Source organism: Aminobacter sp. HY435 (assembly GCF_027568395.1).
In the GTDB taxonomy this organism is placed as follows: domain Bacteria; phylum Pseudomonadota; class Alphaproteobacteria; order Rhizobiales; family Rhizobiaceae; genus Aminobacter.
On the sequence record NZ_JANKZL010000011.1, the window covers coordinates 1 to 18,233 of the forward strand.

Genomic DNA, 18,233 nt, shown 5'->3' on the forward strand with positions numbered 1-18,233 from the left:
GCTTTTCCAAGCTCAAACAGTTCCGAAGGGTCGCTACACGTTTCGAGAAAACCGCGAGACACTACCTCGCCGTCGTCACAATAGCTGCAATTGTCCTATGGATCCGGTAATTGTCCACACGACCTAGCGCATCGGCCCGAAAATCGGACCCGATTTTCGGAAAGCACGATGCGCCAACTCAGTAAGTTGGAGCGTCCTTTGTGCGTCCATGCGGACGCACGGCGCTCTAGATAGGAACCATTTGCAGCTCGCAGGAGTTGTGCCGACAAGAAAGGTCAGGTCACAATGGGCACCCGCAGACAGCAGAGCGCAGCAAGATTGACCGCAGGCATCCGGCGCGAGATCGCAACGGACGTCAATGTGCGCGTGCTCAAGGCTCTGCCGGCGTTCAAGGTCGACAGCAAGCTGCCGAAGAAGCTGAAGGCGCTGCTCGAACAGCTTGACGAACGCGAGGAGCCGGCGCCGACAAGGCGCTGATCAGTGGCCGGCCGAACGCCGCCACGAATATTTCGAGCCTTTGTCCGAGACGTCTTCGGGCCTGGCCGCCGGCTGATAATATAGCGACAACCCACCAACCTGCCCCGCTTCCAGCCGCTTCAACAGCACGGGATGCGACACTTCGAACTCGTCGAAGCCGACGCGCAACATGTGCGGCAACTGATCGATCAGCACCTGACCGGTTGCGCGCACTGCCCCCTTGTAGCCATGGCGGCTGCGCAGCAGCTCCGCCTTGGAGAAAGAGCGGCCGTCATTGAAGGCGGGAAAGGCCAGGGCCACGAGCGCAAGCTGATCGAGATGATCGACGATCGCGTCGAGCTGGTCGCCGGGCTGCAGCAGAACGCCGAGGCGCTCGGCCGCCTCCTTTCGCTGCTTCGCATCGAGATCGAGAAAAGCATGCAGCGGCAGGATCACCCGGCTGTTGCCGGCAAGAGCATCCGCCTCCTCCGCATGTATCCAGGCGTCGTCACGAAAACCTTCAGGTGTCCAGAGGCGGGCGGTCGTCTCCGGTGTCGCTTGGGTCATTGCAGAATTCCTAAAGGGACGCGTCGGTCAGCGACTGCTCGAGACCGGAAAGATGGATGCCGCATTCGGTCTTGCCTTGCCCGGCCCAGCGGCCCGAGCGGGCGTCGTCGCCCGGCTTGACCACCTGCGTACAGGGAAAGCAGCCAATGGAGAGATAACCGTACGCGACAAGCGGATTTTCGCGCAAGGCATGTCGGCGCATGTAGTCGGCGAGGTCGGAGGTGGTCCAGCGTGCCAGCGGATTGATGCGAAAACGCGGGCCAACCTGCTCGAACACCGGGAGTGCAGCGCGCGTTGCCGCCTGGAAGCGTTTGCGGCCGGTGAACCAGGCGCGGAAAGGCTCGACGCCCCGTGCCATCGGCTCGACCTTGCGGACATCGCAGCATGCGTCGGTGTCGCTCTGGTGCAGCTTGCCAGTCGGATCGACCCGAGCCAGCGCCGATTCGTCCGGCGTGATGATGCGGATATCCGTCAGTCCGAAGTCGGCGACCAGTGCGTCGCGATAGTCGAGCGTCTCGCCGAAATGCTTGCCCGTGTCGAGAAAGACGACTGGCAGCTTGCGGTCGACTTCGGCGATCATGTGCAGCAAGACAGCCGAATCCGCCCCGAAGGACGAGACGGCTGCGATCTCGCCGGCAAAGCGCCCGGTTGCGGCGCGCGCGATGATCTCGACGGGCGTCAGGTGCCCATAGAGCGCATCGAGCGCCGCAGCTTCGGCAAGAACCTGCGCTTCGGTCCCGGCGTCAGGCTGCCTTGGCTTCGCTAGCATAGAGCGCCTCCTTGAACGGCGCGGGACCGACGCGGCGATAGGCGTCGAGGAACTTTTCCGCCGGACCGCTGCGGACCTGAAGATAGGTGTCGACGATGGTCTCGATGGCGTCGGTGATTTCTTCCGGGCCGAAGCCGCGGCCGATGATCTCGCCGACGGTCGTGTGCTCGTCGGCCGAGCCGCCGAGCGTCACCTGGTACAGCTCCGCGCCCTTCTTCTCGACACCCAGGATGCCGATATGGCCGACATGGTGGTGGCCGCAGGCGTTGATGCAGCCCGAGATCTTGAGCTTCAGTTCGCCGACGTCGCGCTGGCGCTCGAGCGAGGCGAAGCGGCGCGAGATGTCCTGCGCCACCGAGATGGAGCGGGCGTTGGCCAGCGCGCAATAGTCGAGGCCGGGGCAGGCAATGATGTCTGATATCAGGTTGGAATTGGCGGTGGCGAGGTCGATCGCCACCAGCGCATCATAGACCGCCTTGAGATCGGCGCGCGCGACATGCGGCAGGATCAGGTTCTGCTCATGGCTGACGCGGATCTCATCGAAGCCGTACTGCTCGGCGATATCGGCGACGGCTTCCATCTGGCTGTCGGTGGCATCGCCAGGCGCTTCGCCGATACCCTTCAGTGAAATGGTCACCGCGGCATAGTCGGGATCGCGGTGGGTAAAGACGTTCTGGTCCAGCCATTCTCCGAAACTCCTGGAGTCCAGCCGCGCGACCTTCAGCGCCTCGTCGCCCTCGGGACGTGAGACGAGGACAGGCGGCGCGAAATAGGACTGGATGGCCTGGACATCGGCCTCGGGCAGCTTGAGTTCGCCGTCCTTCAATGCCTGCCATTCGGCCTCGACCTGGCGGGCGATCTCGTCGACGCCGGTCTCGTGGACCAGGATCTTGATGCGTGCCTTGTACTTGTTGTCGCGGCGGCCGAAGAGATTGTACACGCGCAGGATCGCGGTCGTGTAGGACAAGAGGTGCTCTTCCGGCAGGAAGTCGCGGATCTTCTTGCCGACCATCGGCGTACGGCCCTGGCCGCCGCCGACATAGACGGCAAAGCCGAGTTCGCCCTTGTCGTTCTTCTTCAGGTGCAGGCCAATGTCGTGGGTCTGGATGGCGGCACGATCGCGCTCGGCACCGGTCACAGCGATCTTGAACTTGCGCGGCAGGTACGAGAATTCCGGATGCACCGACGACCACTGGCGCAGGATTTCGGCATAGGGGCGCGGGTCGGCGACCTCATCGGCGGCGGCGCCGGCGAAATGGTCGGCCGTGACGTTGCGGATGCAATTGCCGGAGGTCTGGATGGCGTGCATCTCGACCGAGGCGAGGTCGGCGAGGATCGCCGGGATGTCGGACAGCGCCGGCCAGTTGAACTGGATGTTCTGGCGCGTGGTGAAGTGGCCGTAGCCCTTGTCGTATTTGCGGGCGATGTGGCCGAGCATGCGCATCTGCTTCGAGCTCAGCGTGCCATAGGGCACGGCGATGCGCAGCATGTAGGCGTGCAGCTGCAGATAGACGCCATTCATCAGGCGCAGCGGGCGGAATTGGTCCTCGGTGATCTCACCGGCAAGTCGGCGCTCGACCTGGTCGCTGAAATCGGCGACGCGGGCCTTCACAAAATCATGGTCGAACTCATCGTAGCGGTACATGGTCGTCTTCCGGTCTGTCTTCAGGCGGCAGCGTTGGCGGTGGAGCGCGCCTGCTTGCCGAGGTCGAGGCGATTGGTGGGGCCGGCGGCGCGGATCACTTCGCGCAGGCGCAGCGGCTGGATGACCCCGCCGACCACGTTGACGTCGATCAGGTTGACGTCGACCACCTCGTTGTCGTCGTAGGCCCGCCTGCCGATGGCTTCGAGCCTGGCCTCGCCGTCCTTGTCGGCGACGGCGTCGGCGCCATCGATGGTTTCGGCCCAGAGGCCGGCAGCAGAAAACCACACGGCCTCGCCGTCGGTCAGCCGGTTGGCGGTCAGGATCTTCATGCCCTTTGTCCTTCCCTGGCGGCGGCCGCCACCTCCTGCCTGTGAGCCGAAAGCGGCTCGGAGCGTTCAAAATTGGCGCCGGCAACCGCGTCGCCGATGATGGTCATCACCGGGCCGTCGAGGTCACTGCGGCCCTCCAGCGACGGCAGATCAGCAAGCGTGCCGTGGAAGCGCCGACGGCTTTTCAGGCTGGCGTTTTCGACCACGGCGACCGCCGTGTCGGGCGAGAGCCCGGCCTCGATCAGTCGTCCGGCGACATCGGCGGCGACGGAACGGCCCATGTAGACAGCAACGGTCGCGCCAGTGATGGCGAGCCTGGCCCAGTCGGGCAGCGAACCGCCCTTGAGGTCGTGGCCGGTGGTGAAGACCATCGAGGAGGTGACGCCGCGCAGCGTCAGCGGCAGTTCGAAATCGGCGGCGGCGGCAAAGGCGGAGGTCACGCCCGGCACCACTTCGTAGGAGACGCCAGCATCGCGCATCGCCTGCATCTCCTCGCCGGCGCGGCCGAAGACCAGCGGATCGCCGGACTTGAGCCGGACCACGCGCTTGCCGGCCAGCGCCAGCTCGACGAGCAGGCCGTTGATCTCGCTCTGCGTCTTGGAATGGCAGCCCTTGCGCTTGCCGACCGGCAGGCGTTCGGCGTCGCGGCGGCCCATCGAGATGACAGCTTCCGGCACCAGCGCATCGTAAAGGATGACGTCGGCCTCCATCAGCAAGCGATGGGCGCGGAGCGTCAGCAGGTCTTCGGCGCCAGGGCCAGCGCCGACCAGTGCGACATGGCCTGCGCCATGGCCGCCGCCGGGCGCGCTGCGCAGCAGCATTTCCGTGGCGGCGTCATGTGCCTCGGCAAGGCTACCGTTGTCCAGCGTCCTGGCGGGTGCGCCTTCGAAGAACTCGCGCCAGAAGCTGCGGCGAACGACGCCCTTCGGCAGGCTTTCGACGGTCTCGCGGAAGCTCGCCGCGAGCGTCGCCAGCGCGCCGAGATTCGGCGACAGCATGCGATCGATGCGGGCGCGGATCATCTGGGCGAGCACAGGCCCCGCCCCTTCGGTGCCGACAGCGACGGCAACCGGGGCGCGGTTGACCAGAGCCGGGGTGAAGAAGTCGCACAATTCAGGCCGGTCGACGGCATTGACGACAATGCCAAGGCGGCGGGCGTCATCGGAGACGCTTCGGTCAAGCGCCTCGTCGCCGGTCGCGGCAAAAACCATCACCGACCCTTCGATGAGCGAAGCGTCGTAGGCAGCATGAACGCGCAGCGCACCATTGGCGGCGATCCAGTCGCGCAGCTGCGGCTCGATTTCGTCGGCAATGATGCGAATTTCAGCGCTCGACTGGGCCAGCAGGCGCGCCTTGGCCAGAGCCTCGTCGCCGCCGCCGACGATGGTCACGGCGCGGCCCTCGACCTTGAGAAAGATCGGGAATGCGTTCAGCTTTGCGACGGCATGCGGCATGGCGAGCGGGTTCCACAAGACCTGCCATTTCTAGCCGCCCTACCCTGGCGGTAGAAGAAATGCACTCGCGCGGGCTGGATGGGGAGGCAATCGCTTTTGCCTCGCCCGATACGGCAAGAGAATATTATTCCAACCAGCGGCCATCGCCCTCCCACCCGTCGGTTTGGCCACGTTGGCCCCACACCGCCGCACGCGGAATCCAGATCCTTGCAAATGCTTGGATTCGCGTCGGCACTAAGCGCTGGCCCGACGCATGGCGCCAACGATCCGCAGCACCGCGGCGCAAACGAGATTTCTAATTTCTACCAAAACAGTAGAATTTGGCCCGATGCGCCCCGGGGAACATCCTTTGCCGCATAGCCGCTGCGTCATCAGGGACTTCGGGCAGCGCGCCGAAGCGACGGTCCGTCAAACGGGACAAGTTTTTTCGCCGGGAATTCAGTTTCTCGGCCAATCAGGGTTGCGCATGCCTGCTTGCGCCCACCATATTGTAAATGCAGCGGATTTCTCCGCAGCATCCCAAACTGAAATCGCTATTCAAAGGTGCCGCCGGGACAATGCCGCATGACACGCCCCTTATCGCAACAATCGTCGCCGGTCTGGGGCTGGCATTCATCTTCGGCGCTCTCGCCAATCGCTTCAGGATACCGCCGCTCGTCGGCTACCTGATCGCCGGCATGCTGGTCGGGCCGAACACGCCCGGCTTCGTCGCCGACCAGGGTCTTGCCCTCGAGCTCGCCGAAATCGGCGTCATCCTGCTGATGTTCGGCGTCGGGCTGCACTTCTCGCTCAAGGATCTTTTGTCGGTGCGCGCCATCGCCGTGCCTGGAGCCATCGTGCAGATCGGCTTCGCGACGGCGCTCGGCGCGAGCCTGGCCTGGATGCTCGGCTGGTCCGTCGGCGCCGGCCTCGTCTTCGGCCTGGCGCTGTCGGTGGCCTCGACGGTGGTGCTGCTGCGCGCGCTGCAGGAACGCCGCATGATCGAGACCGAGCGCGGACGCATCGCGGTCGGCTGGCTGATCGTCGAAGACCTAGCGATGGTCCTGGCGCTGGTCATGCTGCCGGCGCTCGCTGGTGTCCTGGGTGGCGAGGAGCAGGCCGCGCAGGCACCGAACATCTTCGCCCTGCGCTTCGACTTCGGCGTCTGGGGCGTGCTCGGCATCACGCTCGCCAAGGTGGCCGCGTTCGTCGCCCTGATGATGGTCGTCGGCCGCCGGGTCATCCCGTGGATGCTGCACTATGTGGCGCATACCGGCTCGCGCGAACTGTTCCGCCTCGCGGTGCTGGCCATCGCGCTTGGCGTCGCCTTCGGCGCGGCCAAGCTGTTCGGCGTGTCGCTGGCGCTCGGCGCCTTCTTCGCAGGCATGGTGATGAGCGAATCCGAACTCAGCCACCAGGCGGCAGAGGAAACGCTGCCGCTGCGCGACGCGTTCTCGGTGCTGTTTTTCGTCTCGGTCGGCATGCTGTTCGACCCGACCAGCCTTCTGACCGACACCTGGCCGATCCTGGCCACGCTGTTCATCATCGTCATCGGCAAGTCGGTCGCCGCCTTGCTGATCGTTCTCGCCTTCGGCTATCCGGTGGCAACCGCGCTGATCATCTCGGCGAGCCTGGCGCAGATCGGCGAATTTTCGTTCATGCTGGCAAGCCTTGGGGTCAGCCTCGACCTGCTGCCGGAAAAAGGCCGTGACCTGATCCTGGCAGGGGCGATCCTGTCGATCGTGCTGAACCCGCTGGTCTTTGCCGGCGCGGCCCGCCTCAAGCCTTGGCTCGAGAAGCGCACCGGCAAGGTGCCGGAGCCCGCCGAGCCGGTGCCTGTCGGACCGGCGACCGAGCCGGGCGAAGTCGCCACCGTCGCGCCTGCCGCGCCGACCGACGACGAAGCCCCGCCCCCGACCAGGCTTTGCGACCACACCATCCTGATCGGCTATGGCCGCGTCGGCTCGCTGGTCGGCAAAGCGCTGAAGCAAGCCGGCCTGCCCTTCCTGGTCATCGAGGATTCCAACAAGACCATCGCCAGATTGCGGGCCGAAGAGATCGAGACGGTCGCCGGGAACGCGGTCAAGGGCGAAGTCTTCGCCGCCGCCAATGCGGCCGGTGCCAGGCGGCTGATCCTGGCCATTCCCAACGCCTTCGAGGCCGGCCAGATCATCCTCAAGGCCAAGGCCGTCAATCCCCAGATCACGATCATCGCCCGCGCCCATTCGGACGCGGAGGTCGATCACCTGACCGGGCTTGGCGCCGACAAGGTCATCATGGGCGAGCGCGAGATCGCACGCGGTATCGTCGACCAGGTGATGGCGCGTGCGACATCAGAAGCAACCGTACCCATCGAGGAGCCTAGGCCGCAGGATCCACCGGCGGCCTAGCTAGTTCCCCAGCAGCACGTCGAGGATCGAAGTCTCACGGCGCTGCGGCTGGCCCCCGACCTCGGCGACCGGGCGTCGCACGCCGACCTCCGCAGGCGGCACCGGGCGGCCGATCGAGGCCGTCGGCTGATCCTGCTGGCCGCTTGCAGGCTGCTGGCGCTGGCCGACCGGCTGGGGTGCCGGCGGGAACGCGTCCTCATCCATGTGCTGGCCACCCACCGCCATTTCGGGCGCGGCCCCTTGCGACGACCATGAACCGGGCAGGGCCGCGACCGGCACGCCCTCGTGGGCGGCGACCATGAACTCGTGCCAGGCGAGCGCCGGCAGCGCACCGCCGGTGACCTTCTTCATCGGCTTTCCATCGTCGTTGCCGAACCAGACACCGGTGGTCAGGTTCGCGGTGAAGCCGACGAACCAGGCGTCGCGCGAGTTCTGGCTGGTGCCGGTCTTGCCGGCAGCCGGCCAGGCGAAGGCCGCCTTCTTGGCGGTGCCCTCCTCGACGGCGCCGGTCATCATCGCATTCATCATGCCGACGATTTCCGGGCTGATGACGCGCGGCCCACCGCCAGCCGTGTTTTCGTAGAGCACGTTGCCGTCGGCGGTGGTGATGCGCCGGATCATGTGTACCTCGGGACGATATCCGCCGTTGGCAAACGGCACATAGGCCGCCGTCAGCTCGAGCGGCGTCACCTCGGAAGTGCCAAGCGAGATCGAAACGTTGGGCTGGAGGGTGGATTCGATGCCCATGCGATGGGCGGCCTCGACCACCGAGTTGGGACCGACCTCCATGGCCAATTGCGCCGCCACCGAATTCAGCGACTTGGCGAGTGCGGTCTTCAGCGTGACGCGGCCATAATACTTGCCGTTGTAGTTTTCCGGCGTCCATTTGCCGATCTTGATCGGTGCGTCGTTGCGCACGCTGTCGGGCGTGCGGCCCTGCTCGAGCGCGGCCATGTAGACAAACGGCTTGAAGGCCGAGCCGGGCTGGCGACGCGCTTCCGAGGCGCGGTCGAACTGGCTGGTCGAGTAGTCGTAGCCGCCGACCATGGCGCGCACGGCTCCCGAATTGTCGATCGACACCAGTGCGCCCTGGCTGACATTGAGCTTCTGGCCGTTCTGGTCGATGAGGCGGCGGATCGATTTCTCGGCAAGGTCCTGCAACGTCATGTCGACCGTCGTGTCGACGATGATATCGGAGCGGACTTCGCCGATCAGTCCGGGCAACTCTTCCATCACGCGGTCGGCGACGTAATTTTCCGACCCCGTCCAGAACGAGGCGGCGCGCGTCGCCGGCGCGCTCATCGCCGTCTTGAGTTCCTTCTCGCCGATCATGCCCTCGCCCCGCATGGCGCCAAGCACCAGCTGGGCACGGGCTTCGGCGGCCTTGGGATCGCGCGCCGGCGACAGGCGCGAGGGCGCCTTGAGCAGGCCGGCAAGCAGCGCTGCTTCGGCCAAAGTGACATCCCGCGCGGACTTGCCGAAATAGCGCCTGGAGGCGGCCTCGACACCATAGGAGCCCGAGCCGAAATAGACCCGGTTCAGGTACATTTCGAGGATCTGGTCCTTGGTGTGCTTCTGCTCCAGCCAGAAGGCGAGCAGCACTTCCTGGACCTTGCGCTCCAACGTGCGGTCAGGCTTGAGGAACAGGTTCTTGGCAAGCTGCTGGGTCAGCGTCGATCCGCCTTGCGTGAAACGTCCGTTCAGCGCGCGCTGCGACACGGCACGCGCCAGGCCGATCGGGTCGACGCCGAAATGCGAATAGAAGCGGCGGTCCTCGATCGCCATCACCGCTTGCGGGATGTACGGCGACATCTCATGCAGGCCGACGGCCTCGCCGCCGGTCATGCCGCGATTGGCGATCAGGCGGCCGTCGACGCCGACGATCTTGATGTTCGGCGACCGGTCTGGAATGGCCCAAGTCGTGGCGCTGGGCATCTTGGCGCCGTAATAGACGACCACGCCCGCTGCCGCGATGCCGCCCCAGATGGCAAGAACGAAGCACCAGTAGACGAGCCGGCCGAAAGAGCCGAACATGCCGCGGCGCTTCTTTGGCTGGCGGCCGCGACCGGCGGAGCGTGCCTTCGAGGACTTGCGCCTGGTGGCGGGAGCTTTGCGGCGATTGGGCACGACTCGGTCCTCGTCGCGGACCGAAAAGACATCGTCCTCCGCTTCATTGCGCGGTCCATCGAAGCTGGGCTCGATGCGTCTGTCGTTCCGGTTCGCCATGTCTAAAGTCCGGCCCCCATGCCAATGGCGTTCCGGTTGGACAGTAAATGCGGCGATTTAAGGGGGCGTTAAGCGGCAAATGATGGGCGACTGCGCCCCACAATGAAGCAAGCTGGCCTAGAACCGATAGTTCAAGCCCAGCCGCAATGCGTGGAACCTGAAATCGGCCCTGAAGCCCTCACCGCCGCTGCCCTGTGCAAAATGTCCCGTTCCGAGATCGACGTAGAGGTATTCGACTTTAGCCGACCATTTTTCGTCGAGGGCCAGTTCGAGACCCGCGCCCGCCGTCCAGCCGGCTTTCGTGTCGCTGCCGCACCAGTTGCCGGTAACGCAGACGCCGACAAGTTCACCCTCGACACGACCGACGGCCAGGCCGCCGGTGAGATAGGGCAGGACATTGTCGAAGGCATAACCGAGGCGGGCACGAACGGTGCCCAAGGCGCGGACATCGAAAGCGCAGGTGTCGATATCGGGTGGACCGCAGCCCCAGATCCCGCCATTGCCGGAGCCCGACAGACCTGCATAGGCGATGTCGGCTTCGGCACCGACGACCAAGTCGCCGAACTGCTTGTTGTAGCCGATGGCCAGGCCACCCAGGAATCCATCATAGTCGATATCCGATGACGGGGCGCCGAGATTGTCGCGAGCCTGCGTGGTTCCCCAGCCATAGCCGATGACGCCGCCGACATAGGCACCAGTCCAGTCATGTGGGGCAGCGGCGGGCAATGCCGCATCGGCTGCGGTTGCCCGGCCTGCCAAGGCCAGGGAAAGTATCAAGGCGGAAAGCAATATTTTCATCGCAAATACCCCTGCCTACCAGACAAAAATGATAGCATTGCTTGCAACACCGCCGGTATTACCTGGGCGATTACGCTTTTGTTTTTCTGCCAACGTGGCATTTGCGCAACATTGCGATTCCGCAATACTCTGGAAGTTATGGCACGCAAGTCATTGGGCGGATCCAATCAAGCATATGCCGCCGCAATTTCAGCGACGGCATAGGTAATCCGAAATCATTGCGGGATCGGATCGGGACGGTTCGGCTTGTCCGGATCGGGACGGTTCGGCTTGTCGCTGCTCAGCTTGTAGCAAGGGCTCGAGGGGTTGTTGCGGTCGCAGCAATTGCTGCTCTGCAGATAGCGCGGGTCCTTCGGCTTCCATTCGCAGCGGCGAATTTCGGTCGACTGACAGGCGGTGACGACGGACGCCGTCGCGACCGCCAGAAGTATCTTGGTGAATGCTCGCATGTTTCTCTCTCCTTGGGGATCATTCCCCGTCCACAAGGCTGTGTCGCGCCCGGCGGGAGAAAGGTTCACGAAGGCTGGGAAAGAAATTCAAACGAGGGAGAGGAGATGCGCAGGCGAGCGCGCATAGGTCATGTCAGCACGTCGATGGACGCCTGTGCCGGCGGGGTTGCTACGGCCCGGTTGTCTTGCTGAGCGCTGCCGAGATGCGCTCGCGCAAGACCTCGGCTATGTCGGTGTGCATGTGCAGACGCACGCGCCCGCCGCGCGCGTCGACGAGGGTAAGGGCTACCCCGTCGAGCATGTCGTCACGGGCGGGTTCGACCGCCGCGACCATGAACTCATGTGAATCCTTCGAAGGTTTCTCGGCCATGGCAATTCCTCCACAGGCAGATACTCCCGCGAAGATACGCCTATTCCTCGTCGTCGTCGCCACCCGGCACTGACCATGAATGAGGCTCGATGCGCTTTTGCGTGTCGCTGTCGACAAAGGCCCACCAGCCTTCGTCGCTGGCATCCCACTGGCCGCCCGTCGCCTGCAACCTGGCCAGCGAACGGTATTGGGCGATGGATTCGTTTTCCTGGCCGTCCCGGTCCGTCCAGTAGACGGTAACCTTGGCGCCATCCTTCGGTGCGGTAGCGATGGGTCTCTTGGCGCTCATGCATGCTCCCCTGGCAACTGCGCTCGACAATAGCCGCCGGCGCGCCAAGGTAAAGGCGCGCCATGGCTCTGCCGATCAACGGCGAACGAGAAGTGCGGCGAGCAGGCCAAACACCGCAACGCCGACCAAAGCAGCGGCTACCGGATTGTCTTGCGCCGTCTTCTGGGCGACGCGTGCCTGTTTGCGGATCCCCGGCAGCGCTTCGTAGAAGCGATCGTGCAGCTCGCCATAAAGCTCCGAAGCGCTTTCGCGGCCATCGGCAAGCACATCGGCGCTGCGCTTTGACATCGTTTTCGTAAGCGCCGCCACCTGCTTGCTCAGCTGGGCGACCTGATCTTCAAGTTCAGACTGGATTTCTTCGCGAGTCGAAGCCATTCGATGCGTCCTTTCATAGACAACGCACTTCAAACGGCGAAACCCGCTGGTTCGTTCCATGCTGCGACAATGCCTGGCCATGCCCACGCGGCGTTGCTCCAGACAGCAAGACGGCCCGAGGATCGAGCCATCTTCCCGGACGAACCGAAGCTGTGCCTCAGGACGCCGCTACAGGCGGTCAGCTGTGGGCGAAAATGTCTTCCTCGTCCCAGCCCATCAGGTCGAGCTTGGCGCGGGTGGGCAGGAAGCGGAAGCAGGCTTCGGCCTCCTTGGCGCGGCCGTCGCGCTCGAGGCGGCCGGTGAGCACGTCGCGCAGGCGGTGCAGGTAGAGCACGTCCGAGGCGGCGTATTCGAGCTGTTCCGGCGACAGCGTCTCCGCCGCCCAGTCCGACGACTGCTGCTGCTTCGACAAGGAAACACCGAGCAGTTCGTTGCAGATGTCCTTGAGGCCGTGGCGATCTGTGTAGGTGCGTGTCAGGCGCGAGGCGATCTTGGTGCAGAACACCGGCTCGGCCATGGCGCCGAAGGCGTTGTAGAGGACCGCGATGTCGAAGCGGCCGTAGTGGAACAGCTTCTCGATCTTGCGGTTCTTGAGCAGGCTCACCAGATTCGGCGCCTTCTTCTGGCCGGGCGCGATCTGGATGACGTCGGCGGTTCCGTCGCCCGGCGAGATCTGCACGACGCAGAGGCGGTCGCGATGCGGGTTGAGCCCCAGCGTCTCGGTGTCGATGGCAACGGCATCGACGTTGTAGTTGCTGAGGTCAGGCAGGTCGTGGTTGTGAAAGCGGATGGTCATATTCGTCTCCGATCGCGGCTTGGTTCGTCCTCGCCGCGATCGGATGAAAAATCAACAGAAAGTTGATGTTACGGCGCCGCGCGTCCCCTTGGACCTGCCAAGGACGCCGTAACGCATGATCCTTGGCGAAAATCGATTCCGATCTTCGGGGTCATACACCAGAGGCTCACGAACGGGTCAGAGCGTGGAGAATGCGGGCCCACGAACGCTGGCCCTTGTGGAACGAGGTCAGGTCGTACTTCTCGTTCGGCGAATGGATCCGGTCGTCCGGCAAAGCGAAGCCGACGAGCAGCGATTCCATACCGAGGAAATTCTGGAAGTCGCCGACGATCGGGATCGAGCCGCCCATGGCGAGCATCACCGTCTGCTTCGGCCATTCGTCCGACAGCGCGTCCTTGGCCTTGCCGAGGAAAGGCGAGTCGTAGGACAGCTGGATCGCCGGCGAGCCGCCATGCTCGTGGAACTCGACGCTGCAGTCGGCAGGGATGCGCGCCCTGACGAAATCGCGGAAGGCGGCGCGGATCTTGTCGGGGTTCTGCTGGTGCACGAGGCGGAACGAAACCTTGGCCGAGGCCTCGGCGGCGATCACCGTCTTGAAGCCCTTGCCGGTGTAGCCGCCGATGATGCCGTTGAACTCGGCGGTCGGACGCGCCCAGGTCAGTTCGAGCACCGAGCGGCCCTTTTCGCCGGCCGGGATCGCCAGCCCGACTTCACCGAGGAAATTCTCGGCTGTCTCGCCAAGCGCCTCCCAGGACTGCAGCACCTGCGCCGGCGTTTCCTCGACGCCATCGTAAAAGCCCGCAATCGTGACGCGGCCATTGTCGTCGTGGATGTCGGCCAATACCTTGGCGAGGATGCGCACCGGGTTGGCGGCGGCGCCGCCATATTCGCCCGAATGCAGATCACGGTTGGCGGCGTGAACGATCACTTCCTCGCCGACGAGGCCGCGCAGGCCAACGCAGATTGCCGGCGTCTCGCGGTCCCACATGCCGGTGTCGCAGACCATGGCGAAGTCGGCCTTCAGTTCCTGGGCGTTTGCCTCGAGGAACGGCTTGAGCGACGGCGAGCCGGACTCCTCCTCGCCCTCGAACAGCAGCGTGATCTTGCAGGGCAGGCCGCCGTGGACTTCCTTCCAGGCGCGGCAGGCCTCGACGAACAACATCAGTTGCCCCTTGTCGTCGGACGATCCGCGACCGGTGATGACTTTGATACCCGGTGCCATTTCCTTGATCTTGGGATCGAACGGATCGTCCTCCCAGAGGTTCAGGGGGTCGACCGGCTGGACGTCGTAGTGGCCATAAAACAGCACGTGCGGCGAACCTTCGGGGCCGTCATGGTGGGCGACGACCATCGGGTGGCCGGGTGTGTCGCGGACGCTGGCGTCGAAGCCGATTGTCTTGAGGTCGGCGACCAGCCATTCGGCGGCCTTGCGGCAATCCGGAGCGAAAGCGGGATCGGTGGAGATCGACTTGACGCGGAGCAGGCCGAACAGGCGCTCCAGCGACTGGTCGAGATTTTCGTCGATGCGGTCGAGGACCGGCGCGATAGCGGACATTGGGGTGCCTTTCGATTCTTCTGGGCGCAACCTAGTGGGCCAACAAGGAAACGAAAAGCAGGCAGGATTAGGCCAGCAGGGCGATCGCCTGGAAGCTGCCGATCAGGATTGATTGCCCCGGACAAAAAAGTGCCGCCGTGGAGGAGGGGAGACCACGGCGGCACATCTTTAAACGGTGCGGCAGCCCGGAGAGGGGGATGAGGCTGCCGCAGGGTCCGGATAGGCGGGGGACGGGCCTGAGACCGGACTTCGGCATAAACTGCCGATGCCCCTTATTTGTTCCTTCGAACGTGGCGATTCAAGGGCACGAAGATTACGCTTTTGTAACATATGCGTGAGCGACGGAAGCCCGAATTTGGGCGCTCAATCGGCTCCGGCTGTATTGTGGAAGAGGCACTTCGTATCTCGTCTGCCACCACATGATTTTCCTCTTTGATTGGCGCCCATTCGGTATCAAACGCTCGATTGGGCACAGCTACCAAAGGGGTCGAAATGGACTGTTGCCGCAGCGTGTATCTGTGTCATCGCCAGTTCCCCGCAGATCATCTTGAGATCGACCAAACGCATTCTGGCGCAAGCTGCCGGCAATCGCTGTCTGGATTGCCTGGCGGCGCCGAAAATCTTCCAAGCGAACCGTTGGTGGTGCTGCCCCCGCCAAGCCGAATGGGCCGCATGATGTTGCGGCAGGCAAGCTGGAAGTCCTGTCAGGAGACCGTGGCAAGGCCAGCTTGACCATGGACAGGCGAGCCGCGCCAAGCTACCCGTATCGCCATGAAAAAAGGCGATCATCTCTTTCTTGTCGACGGCTCCGGCTACATCTTCCGCGCCTACCACGCGCTGCCGCCGCTCACCCGCAAATCCGACGGCCTGCCGACCAATGCCGTGCTCGGATTCTGCAACATGGTGTGGAAGCTGATGCAGGACGCGCGCAACACCGATGTTGGCGTGACGCCCACCCATTTCGCCGTCATCTTCGACTATTCTTCGAAAACCTTCCGCAACGAACTCTACCCCGAATACAAGGCCAACCGTTCGGCCCCGCCGGAGGACCTCGTGCCGCAATTCGGGCTGATCCGCCACGCGACCAAGGCCTTCGACCTGCCCTGCATCGAGATGGAGGGCTTCGAAGCCGACGACCTGATCGCCACCTACGCCCGCCTGGCGCGCGAAGCCGGCGCCGACACCACCATCATCTCCTCCGACAAGGACTTGATGCAGCTCGTCGGCGAGACGGTGTCGATGTACGATCCGATGAAAGACCGCCAGGTCAACATCCCCGAAGTCATCGAGAAATGGGGCGTGCCGCCGGCAAAGATGATCGACCTGCAGGCGCTCACCGGCGACTCGGTCGACAACGTGCCCGGCGTGCCCGGCATCGGCCCGAAGACCGCCGCCCAGTTGCTCGAGCAGTTCGGCGACCTCGACACCCTGCTCGCCCGCGCATCCGAGATCAAGCAGGACAAGCGCCGCCAGTCGATCATCGACAACGCCGACAAGGCGCGCATCAGCCGCGAGCTGGTGAAGCTGAAGAACGACGTGCCGGTGACCGACGGGCTCGACGACTTCGCGCTGCAGCCGCCTGACGGCGCGCGGCTGATTTCCTTCCTCAAGGCGATGGAATTCACCACGCTGACCCGGCGCGTCGCCGAGGCCACCGGCACTGAAGCCGGCGAGATCGAGGCCGTGCCGGTATCAGTGCAATGGGGCGCCGATGCGCATGGGCCTGATGTTGGCGCGGGAATTTCTACCTCTCCCTTGTGGGGAGGTCGCGCGCCCGAGCAAAGCGAAGGGAGCGCGGGTGGGGGTAGCGTTGTCGCAACAGGCACCCCCACCCCGGCGCTGCGCGCCGACCCTCCCCACAAAGGGGAGGGTGACTCAGGCGACACGCCCACAGCCCTCGCCAACAAGATCGCAGCCGCCGCAGTCGCGGAAAAGTTCGACCACAGCGACTATGTCATCATCCGCGACCTGGCCACGCTGGAGGCCTGGGTCAACGAGGCGACCGAGGCGGGCGTCGTCGCCTTCGACACCGAGACCACGTCGCTCGACCCGATGCAGGCCGAGCTTGTCGGCTTCTCGCTCGCCACCGCACCAGGTCGCGCCGCCTATGTGCCGCTCGCGCACAAGAGCGGCCGCGGCGACCTGCTTGGCGGCGGGCTGGTCGAAAACCAGATTCCGGCCCGCGACGCCATCGCGCTGCTCAAGCCGCTGCTCGAAGACGCTTCCGTCCTCAAGGTGGCGCAGAACCTGAAGTACGATCTGGTGGTGATGAACCGCCACGGCATCGACGTGCGCTCCTTCGACGACACGATGCTCTTGTCCTACGTGCTCGATGGCGGCACCAATGGCGGCCACGGCATGGATTCCCTGTCGGAAAAATGGCTCGGCCACACGCCGATCCCGTTCAAGGACGTCGCAGGCTCCGGCAAGAGCTTCATCGGCTTCGACCAGGTCGACATCGAAAAGGCCGCAGCCTACGCCAGTGAAGACGCCGACGTGACCCTGCGCCTGTGGAACGTGCTCAAGCCGCGACTGGCCGCCAAGGGGCTGGTTTCCGTCTACGAGCGGCTGGAGCGGCCGCTGGTACCGGTGCTGGCCAACATGGAGCAACGCGGCATCTCGGTCGACCGGCAGATCCTGTCGCGGCTATCGGGCGAACTTGCACAGGGCGCGGCACGCCTGGAGGACGAGATCAACACGCTGGCCGGAGAGCGATTCAACATCGGCTCGCCCAAGCAGTTGGGCGACATCCTGTTCGGCCGCATGGGCCTGCCGGGCGGCACCAAGACCAAGACCGGCCAGTGGTCGACCTCGGCGCAGGTGCTGGAAGACCTCGCCGCCGAGGGCCACGAGCTGCCGCGCAAGATCGTCGACTGGCGCCAGCTGACCAAGCTCAAGTCGACCTACACCGACGCCCTGCCCGGCTATATCAATCCGGAGACCAAGCGCGTCCACACCTCCTACGCGCTGGCCGCAACGACCACCGGGCGGCTGTCGTCGTCCGAGCCGAACCTGCAGAACATCCCGATCCGCACGGCCGAAGGCCGCAAGATCCGCACCGCCTTCATCGCCGACAAGGGCAACAAGCTGATCTCGGCCGACTACAGCCAGATCGAGCTGCGCGTGCTCGCCCATGTCGCCGACATCGCCCAGCTGAAGCAGGCCTTCGCCGACGGCGTCGACATCCATGCGATGACCGCCTCCGAGATGTTCTCGGTGCCGGTCGAGGGCATGCCGTCGGACGTGCGCCGCCGCGCCAAGGCGATCAATTTCGGCATCATCTACGGCATCTCGGCCTTCGGGCTGGCCAACCAGCTGTCGATCCCGCGCGAGGAAGCCTCCGACTACATCAAGAAGTATTTCGAGCGCTTCCCCGGCATCCGCGCCTACATGGACGAGACCAAGGCGTTCTGCCGCGACAATGGCTATGTCGAGACCATCTTCGGCCGCCGCATCCACTATCCGGAAATCCGCTCATCCAACCCGTCGGTGCGCGCCTTCAACGAGCGCGCCTCGATCAATGCGCGTTTGCAGGGCACCGCCGCCGACATCATCCGCCGCGCAATGATCCGGATGGAAGGCGCGCTCTCCGAAGCGAAGCTGTCGGCACGCATGCTGCTGCAGGTGCACGACGAACTGATCTTCGAGACTGTCGATGGCGAGGTCGAGGCAACGATCCCTGTTGTCCGTCACGTCATGGAGAACGCCGCCATGCCGGCGGTGTCGATGTCGGTGCCGCTGCATGTCGACGCCAACGCCGCCAACAGCTGGGACGAGGCGCACTGA

At 64.4% G+C, this 18,233-nt stretch carries 16 protein-coding genes and 1 pseudogene; 4 read left to right on the top strand and 13 right to left on the bottom strand.

Annotation, left to right across the window (positions count from 1 at the left end):
* A pseudogene (locus tag PCJ21_RS16700) lies at positions 1 to 110 on the top strand (IS5/IS1182 family transposase); the annotation flags it as partial.
* A 175-nt stretch (positions 111 to 285) separates the two neighbouring features.
* A complete protein-coding gene (locus PCJ21_RS16705; protein ID WP_269932555.1) occupies positions 286 to 477 on the top strand; it encodes a hypothetical protein in 192 nt (63 codons plus the stop codon).
* On the opposite strand, the gene PCJ21_RS16710 is transcribed toward PCJ21_RS16705, so the two are convergent.
* The 5 genes from PCJ21_RS16710 to cysG are packed head-to-tail and all read right to left on the bottom strand — an operon-like array spanning position 478 to position 5,220.
* The gene (locus PCJ21_RS16710) at positions 478 to 1,023 is read right to left on the bottom strand and encodes a DUF934 domain-containing protein (RefSeq protein ID WP_269932556.1); all 546 of its coding nucleotides are present in this window, start codon (positions 1,021 to 1,023) and stop codon (positions 478 to 480) included. It lies immediately after the preceding gene.
* Between the two features lie 10 nt (positions 1,024 to 1,033).
* Positions 1,034 to 1,792, bottom strand: a complete 759-nt coding sequence (locus PCJ21_RS16715; protein ID WP_269932557.1) for a phosphoadenylyl-sulfate reductase — start codon at positions 1,790 to 1,792, stop codon at positions 1,034 to 1,036.
* Positions 1,767 to 3,437: a nitrite/sulfite reductase gene (locus PCJ21_RS16720; protein WP_269932558.1), complete on the bottom strand. Its 1,671-nt coding sequence runs from the start codon at positions 3,435 to 3,437 to the stop codon at positions 1,767 to 1,769. The genes PCJ21_RS16715 and PCJ21_RS16720 overlap by 26 nt, the downstream gene beginning before the upstream one ends.
* Before the next feature lie 20 nt (positions 3,438 to 3,457).
* Complete coding sequence (locus PCJ21_RS16725; protein WP_269932559.1) at positions 3,458 to 3,766, bottom strand: DUF2849 domain-containing protein; 309 nt, start codon at positions 3,764 to 3,766, stop codon at positions 3,458 to 3,460.
* Positions 3,763 to 5,220, bottom strand: a complete 1,458-nt coding sequence (gene cysG, locus PCJ21_RS16730) for a siroheme synthase CysG (RefSeq protein ID WP_269932560.1) — start codon at positions 5,218 to 5,220, stop codon at positions 3,763 to 3,765. The genes PCJ21_RS16725 and cysG overlap by 4 nt, the downstream gene beginning before the upstream one ends.
* Before the next feature lie 557 nt (positions 5,221 to 5,777).
* Here cysG and ybaL point away from each other — a divergent pair.
* Positions 5,778 to 7,589, top strand: a complete 1,812-nt coding sequence (gene ybaL, locus PCJ21_RS16735; protein WP_269932561.1) for a YbaL family putative K(+) efflux transporter — start codon at positions 5,778 to 5,780, stop codon at positions 7,587 to 7,589.
* Here ybaL and PCJ21_RS16740 read toward each other — a convergent pair whose 3' ends face one another.
* From PCJ21_RS16740 to PCJ21_RS16775, 8 genes are all read right to left on the bottom strand, one after another.
* Positions 7,590 to 9,815, bottom strand: a complete 2,226-nt coding sequence (locus PCJ21_RS16740; RefSeq protein WP_269932562.1) for a transglycosylase domain-containing protein — start codon at positions 9,813 to 9,815, stop codon at positions 7,590 to 7,592.
* A 117-nt stretch (positions 9,816 to 9,932) separates the two neighbouring features.
* A complete protein-coding gene (locus PCJ21_RS16745; RefSeq protein ID WP_269932563.1) occupies positions 9,933 to 10,613 on the bottom strand; it encodes an outer membrane protein in 681 nt (226 codons plus the stop codon).
* 215 nt (positions 10,614 to 10,828) lie between these two features.
* Positions 10,829 to 11,062, bottom strand: coding sequence for a hypothetical protein (locus tag PCJ21_RS16750; RefSeq protein ID WP_269932564.1), 234 nt, complete (start codon positions 11,060 to 11,062; stop codon positions 10,829 to 10,831).
* Between the two features lie 169 nt (positions 11,063 to 11,231).
* Entirely contained in the window at positions 11,232 to 11,432 is a 201-nt protein-coding gene (locus tag PCJ21_RS16755) for a hypothetical protein (RefSeq protein ID WP_269932565.1), read from the bottom strand.
* A gap of 40 nt (positions 11,433 to 11,472) precedes the next feature.
* Positions 11,473 to 11,721 carry a hypothetical protein gene (locus PCJ21_RS16760; RefSeq protein ID WP_269932566.1) on the bottom strand — a complete coding sequence of 83 codons (249 nt, stop codon included), beginning with the start codon at positions 11,719 to 11,721 and terminating at the stop codon, positions 11,473 to 11,475.
* A gap of 75 nt (positions 11,722 to 11,796) precedes the next feature.
* Complete coding sequence (locus tag PCJ21_RS16765) at positions 11,797 to 12,156, bottom strand: hypothetical protein (RefSeq protein WP_269932567.1); 360 nt, start codon at positions 12,154 to 12,156, stop codon at positions 11,797 to 11,799.
* Positions 12,157 to 12,274: 118 nt separating this feature from the next.
* Positions 12,275 to 12,892, bottom strand: coding sequence for a ribonuclease D (locus tag PCJ21_RS16770; protein ID WP_269932568.1), 618 nt, complete (start codon positions 12,890 to 12,892; stop codon positions 12,275 to 12,277).
* A 166-nt stretch (positions 12,893 to 13,058) separates the two neighbouring features.
* Positions 13,059 to 14,447 carry a M20/M25/M40 family metallo-hydrolase gene (locus tag PCJ21_RS16775; RefSeq protein WP_269932569.1) on the bottom strand — a complete coding sequence of 463 codons (1,389 nt, stop codon included), beginning with the start codon at positions 14,445 to 14,447 and terminating at the stop codon, positions 13,059 to 13,061.
* Between the two features lie 771 nt (positions 14,448 to 15,218).
* On the opposite strand from PCJ21_RS16775, the gene polA reads away from it, so the two are divergent.
* Positions 15,219 to 18,233: a DNA polymerase I gene (polA, locus tag PCJ21_RS16780; RefSeq protein ID WP_269932570.1), complete on the top strand. Its 3,015-nt coding sequence runs from the start codon at positions 15,219 to 15,221 to the stop codon at positions 18,231 to 18,233.

Coding starts and splice junctions, on each gene's coding strand:
- PCJ21_RS16705 (WP_269932555.1), top strand. CDS start 286: ATGGGCACCCGCAGACAGCAGAGCGCAGCAAGATTGACCGCAGGCATC.
- PCJ21_RS16710 (WP_269932556.1), bottom strand. CDS start 1,023: ATGACCCAAGCGACACCGGAGACGACCGCCCGCCTCTGGACACCTGAA.
- PCJ21_RS16715 (WP_269932557.1), bottom strand. CDS start 1,792: ATGCTAGCGAAGCCAAGGCAGCCTGACGCCGGGACCGAAGCGCAGGTT.
- PCJ21_RS16720 (WP_269932558.1), bottom strand. CDS start 3,437: ATGTACCGCTACGATGAGTTCGACCATGATTTTGTGAAGGCCCGCGTC.
- PCJ21_RS16725 (WP_269932559.1), bottom strand. CDS start 3,766: ATGAAGATCCTGACCGCCAACCGGCTGACCGACGGCGAGGCCGTGTGG.
- cysG (WP_269932560.1), bottom strand. CDS start 5,220: ATGCCGCATGCCGTCGCAAAGCTGAACGCATTCCCGATCTTTCTCAAG.
- ybaL (WP_269932561.1), top strand. CDS start 5,778: ATGCCGCATGACACGCCCCTTATCGCAACAATCGTCGCCGGTCTGGGG.
- PCJ21_RS16740 (WP_269932562.1), bottom strand. CDS start 9,815: ATGGCGAACCGGAACGACAGACGCATCGAGCCCAGCTTCGATGGACCG.
- PCJ21_RS16745 (WP_269932563.1), bottom strand. CDS start 10,613: ATGAAAATATTGCTTTCCGCCTTGATACTTTCCCTGGCCTTGGCAGGC.
- PCJ21_RS16750 (WP_269932564.1), bottom strand. CDS start 11,062: ATGCGAGCATTCACCAAGATACTTCTGGCGGTCGCGACGGCGTCCGTC.
- PCJ21_RS16755 (WP_269932565.1), bottom strand. CDS start 11,432: ATGGCCGAGAAACCTTCGAAGGATTCACATGAGTTCATGGTCGCGGCG.
- PCJ21_RS16760 (WP_269932566.1), bottom strand. CDS start 11,721: ATGAGCGCCAAGAGACCCATCGCTACCGCACCGAAGGATGGCGCCAAG.
- PCJ21_RS16765 (WP_269932567.1), bottom strand. CDS start 12,156: ATGGAACGAACCAGCGGGTTTCGCCGTTTGAAGTGCGTTGTCTATGAA.
- PCJ21_RS16770 (WP_269932568.1), bottom strand. CDS start 12,892: ATGACCATCCGCTTTCACAACCACGACCTGCCTGACCTCAGCAACTAC.
- PCJ21_RS16775 (WP_269932569.1), bottom strand. CDS start 14,447: ATGTCCGCTATCGCGCCGGTCCTCGACCGCATCGACGAAAATCTCGAC.
- polA (WP_269932570.1), top strand. CDS start 15,219: ATGAAAAAAGGCGATCATCTCTTTCTTGTCGACGGCTCCGGCTACATC.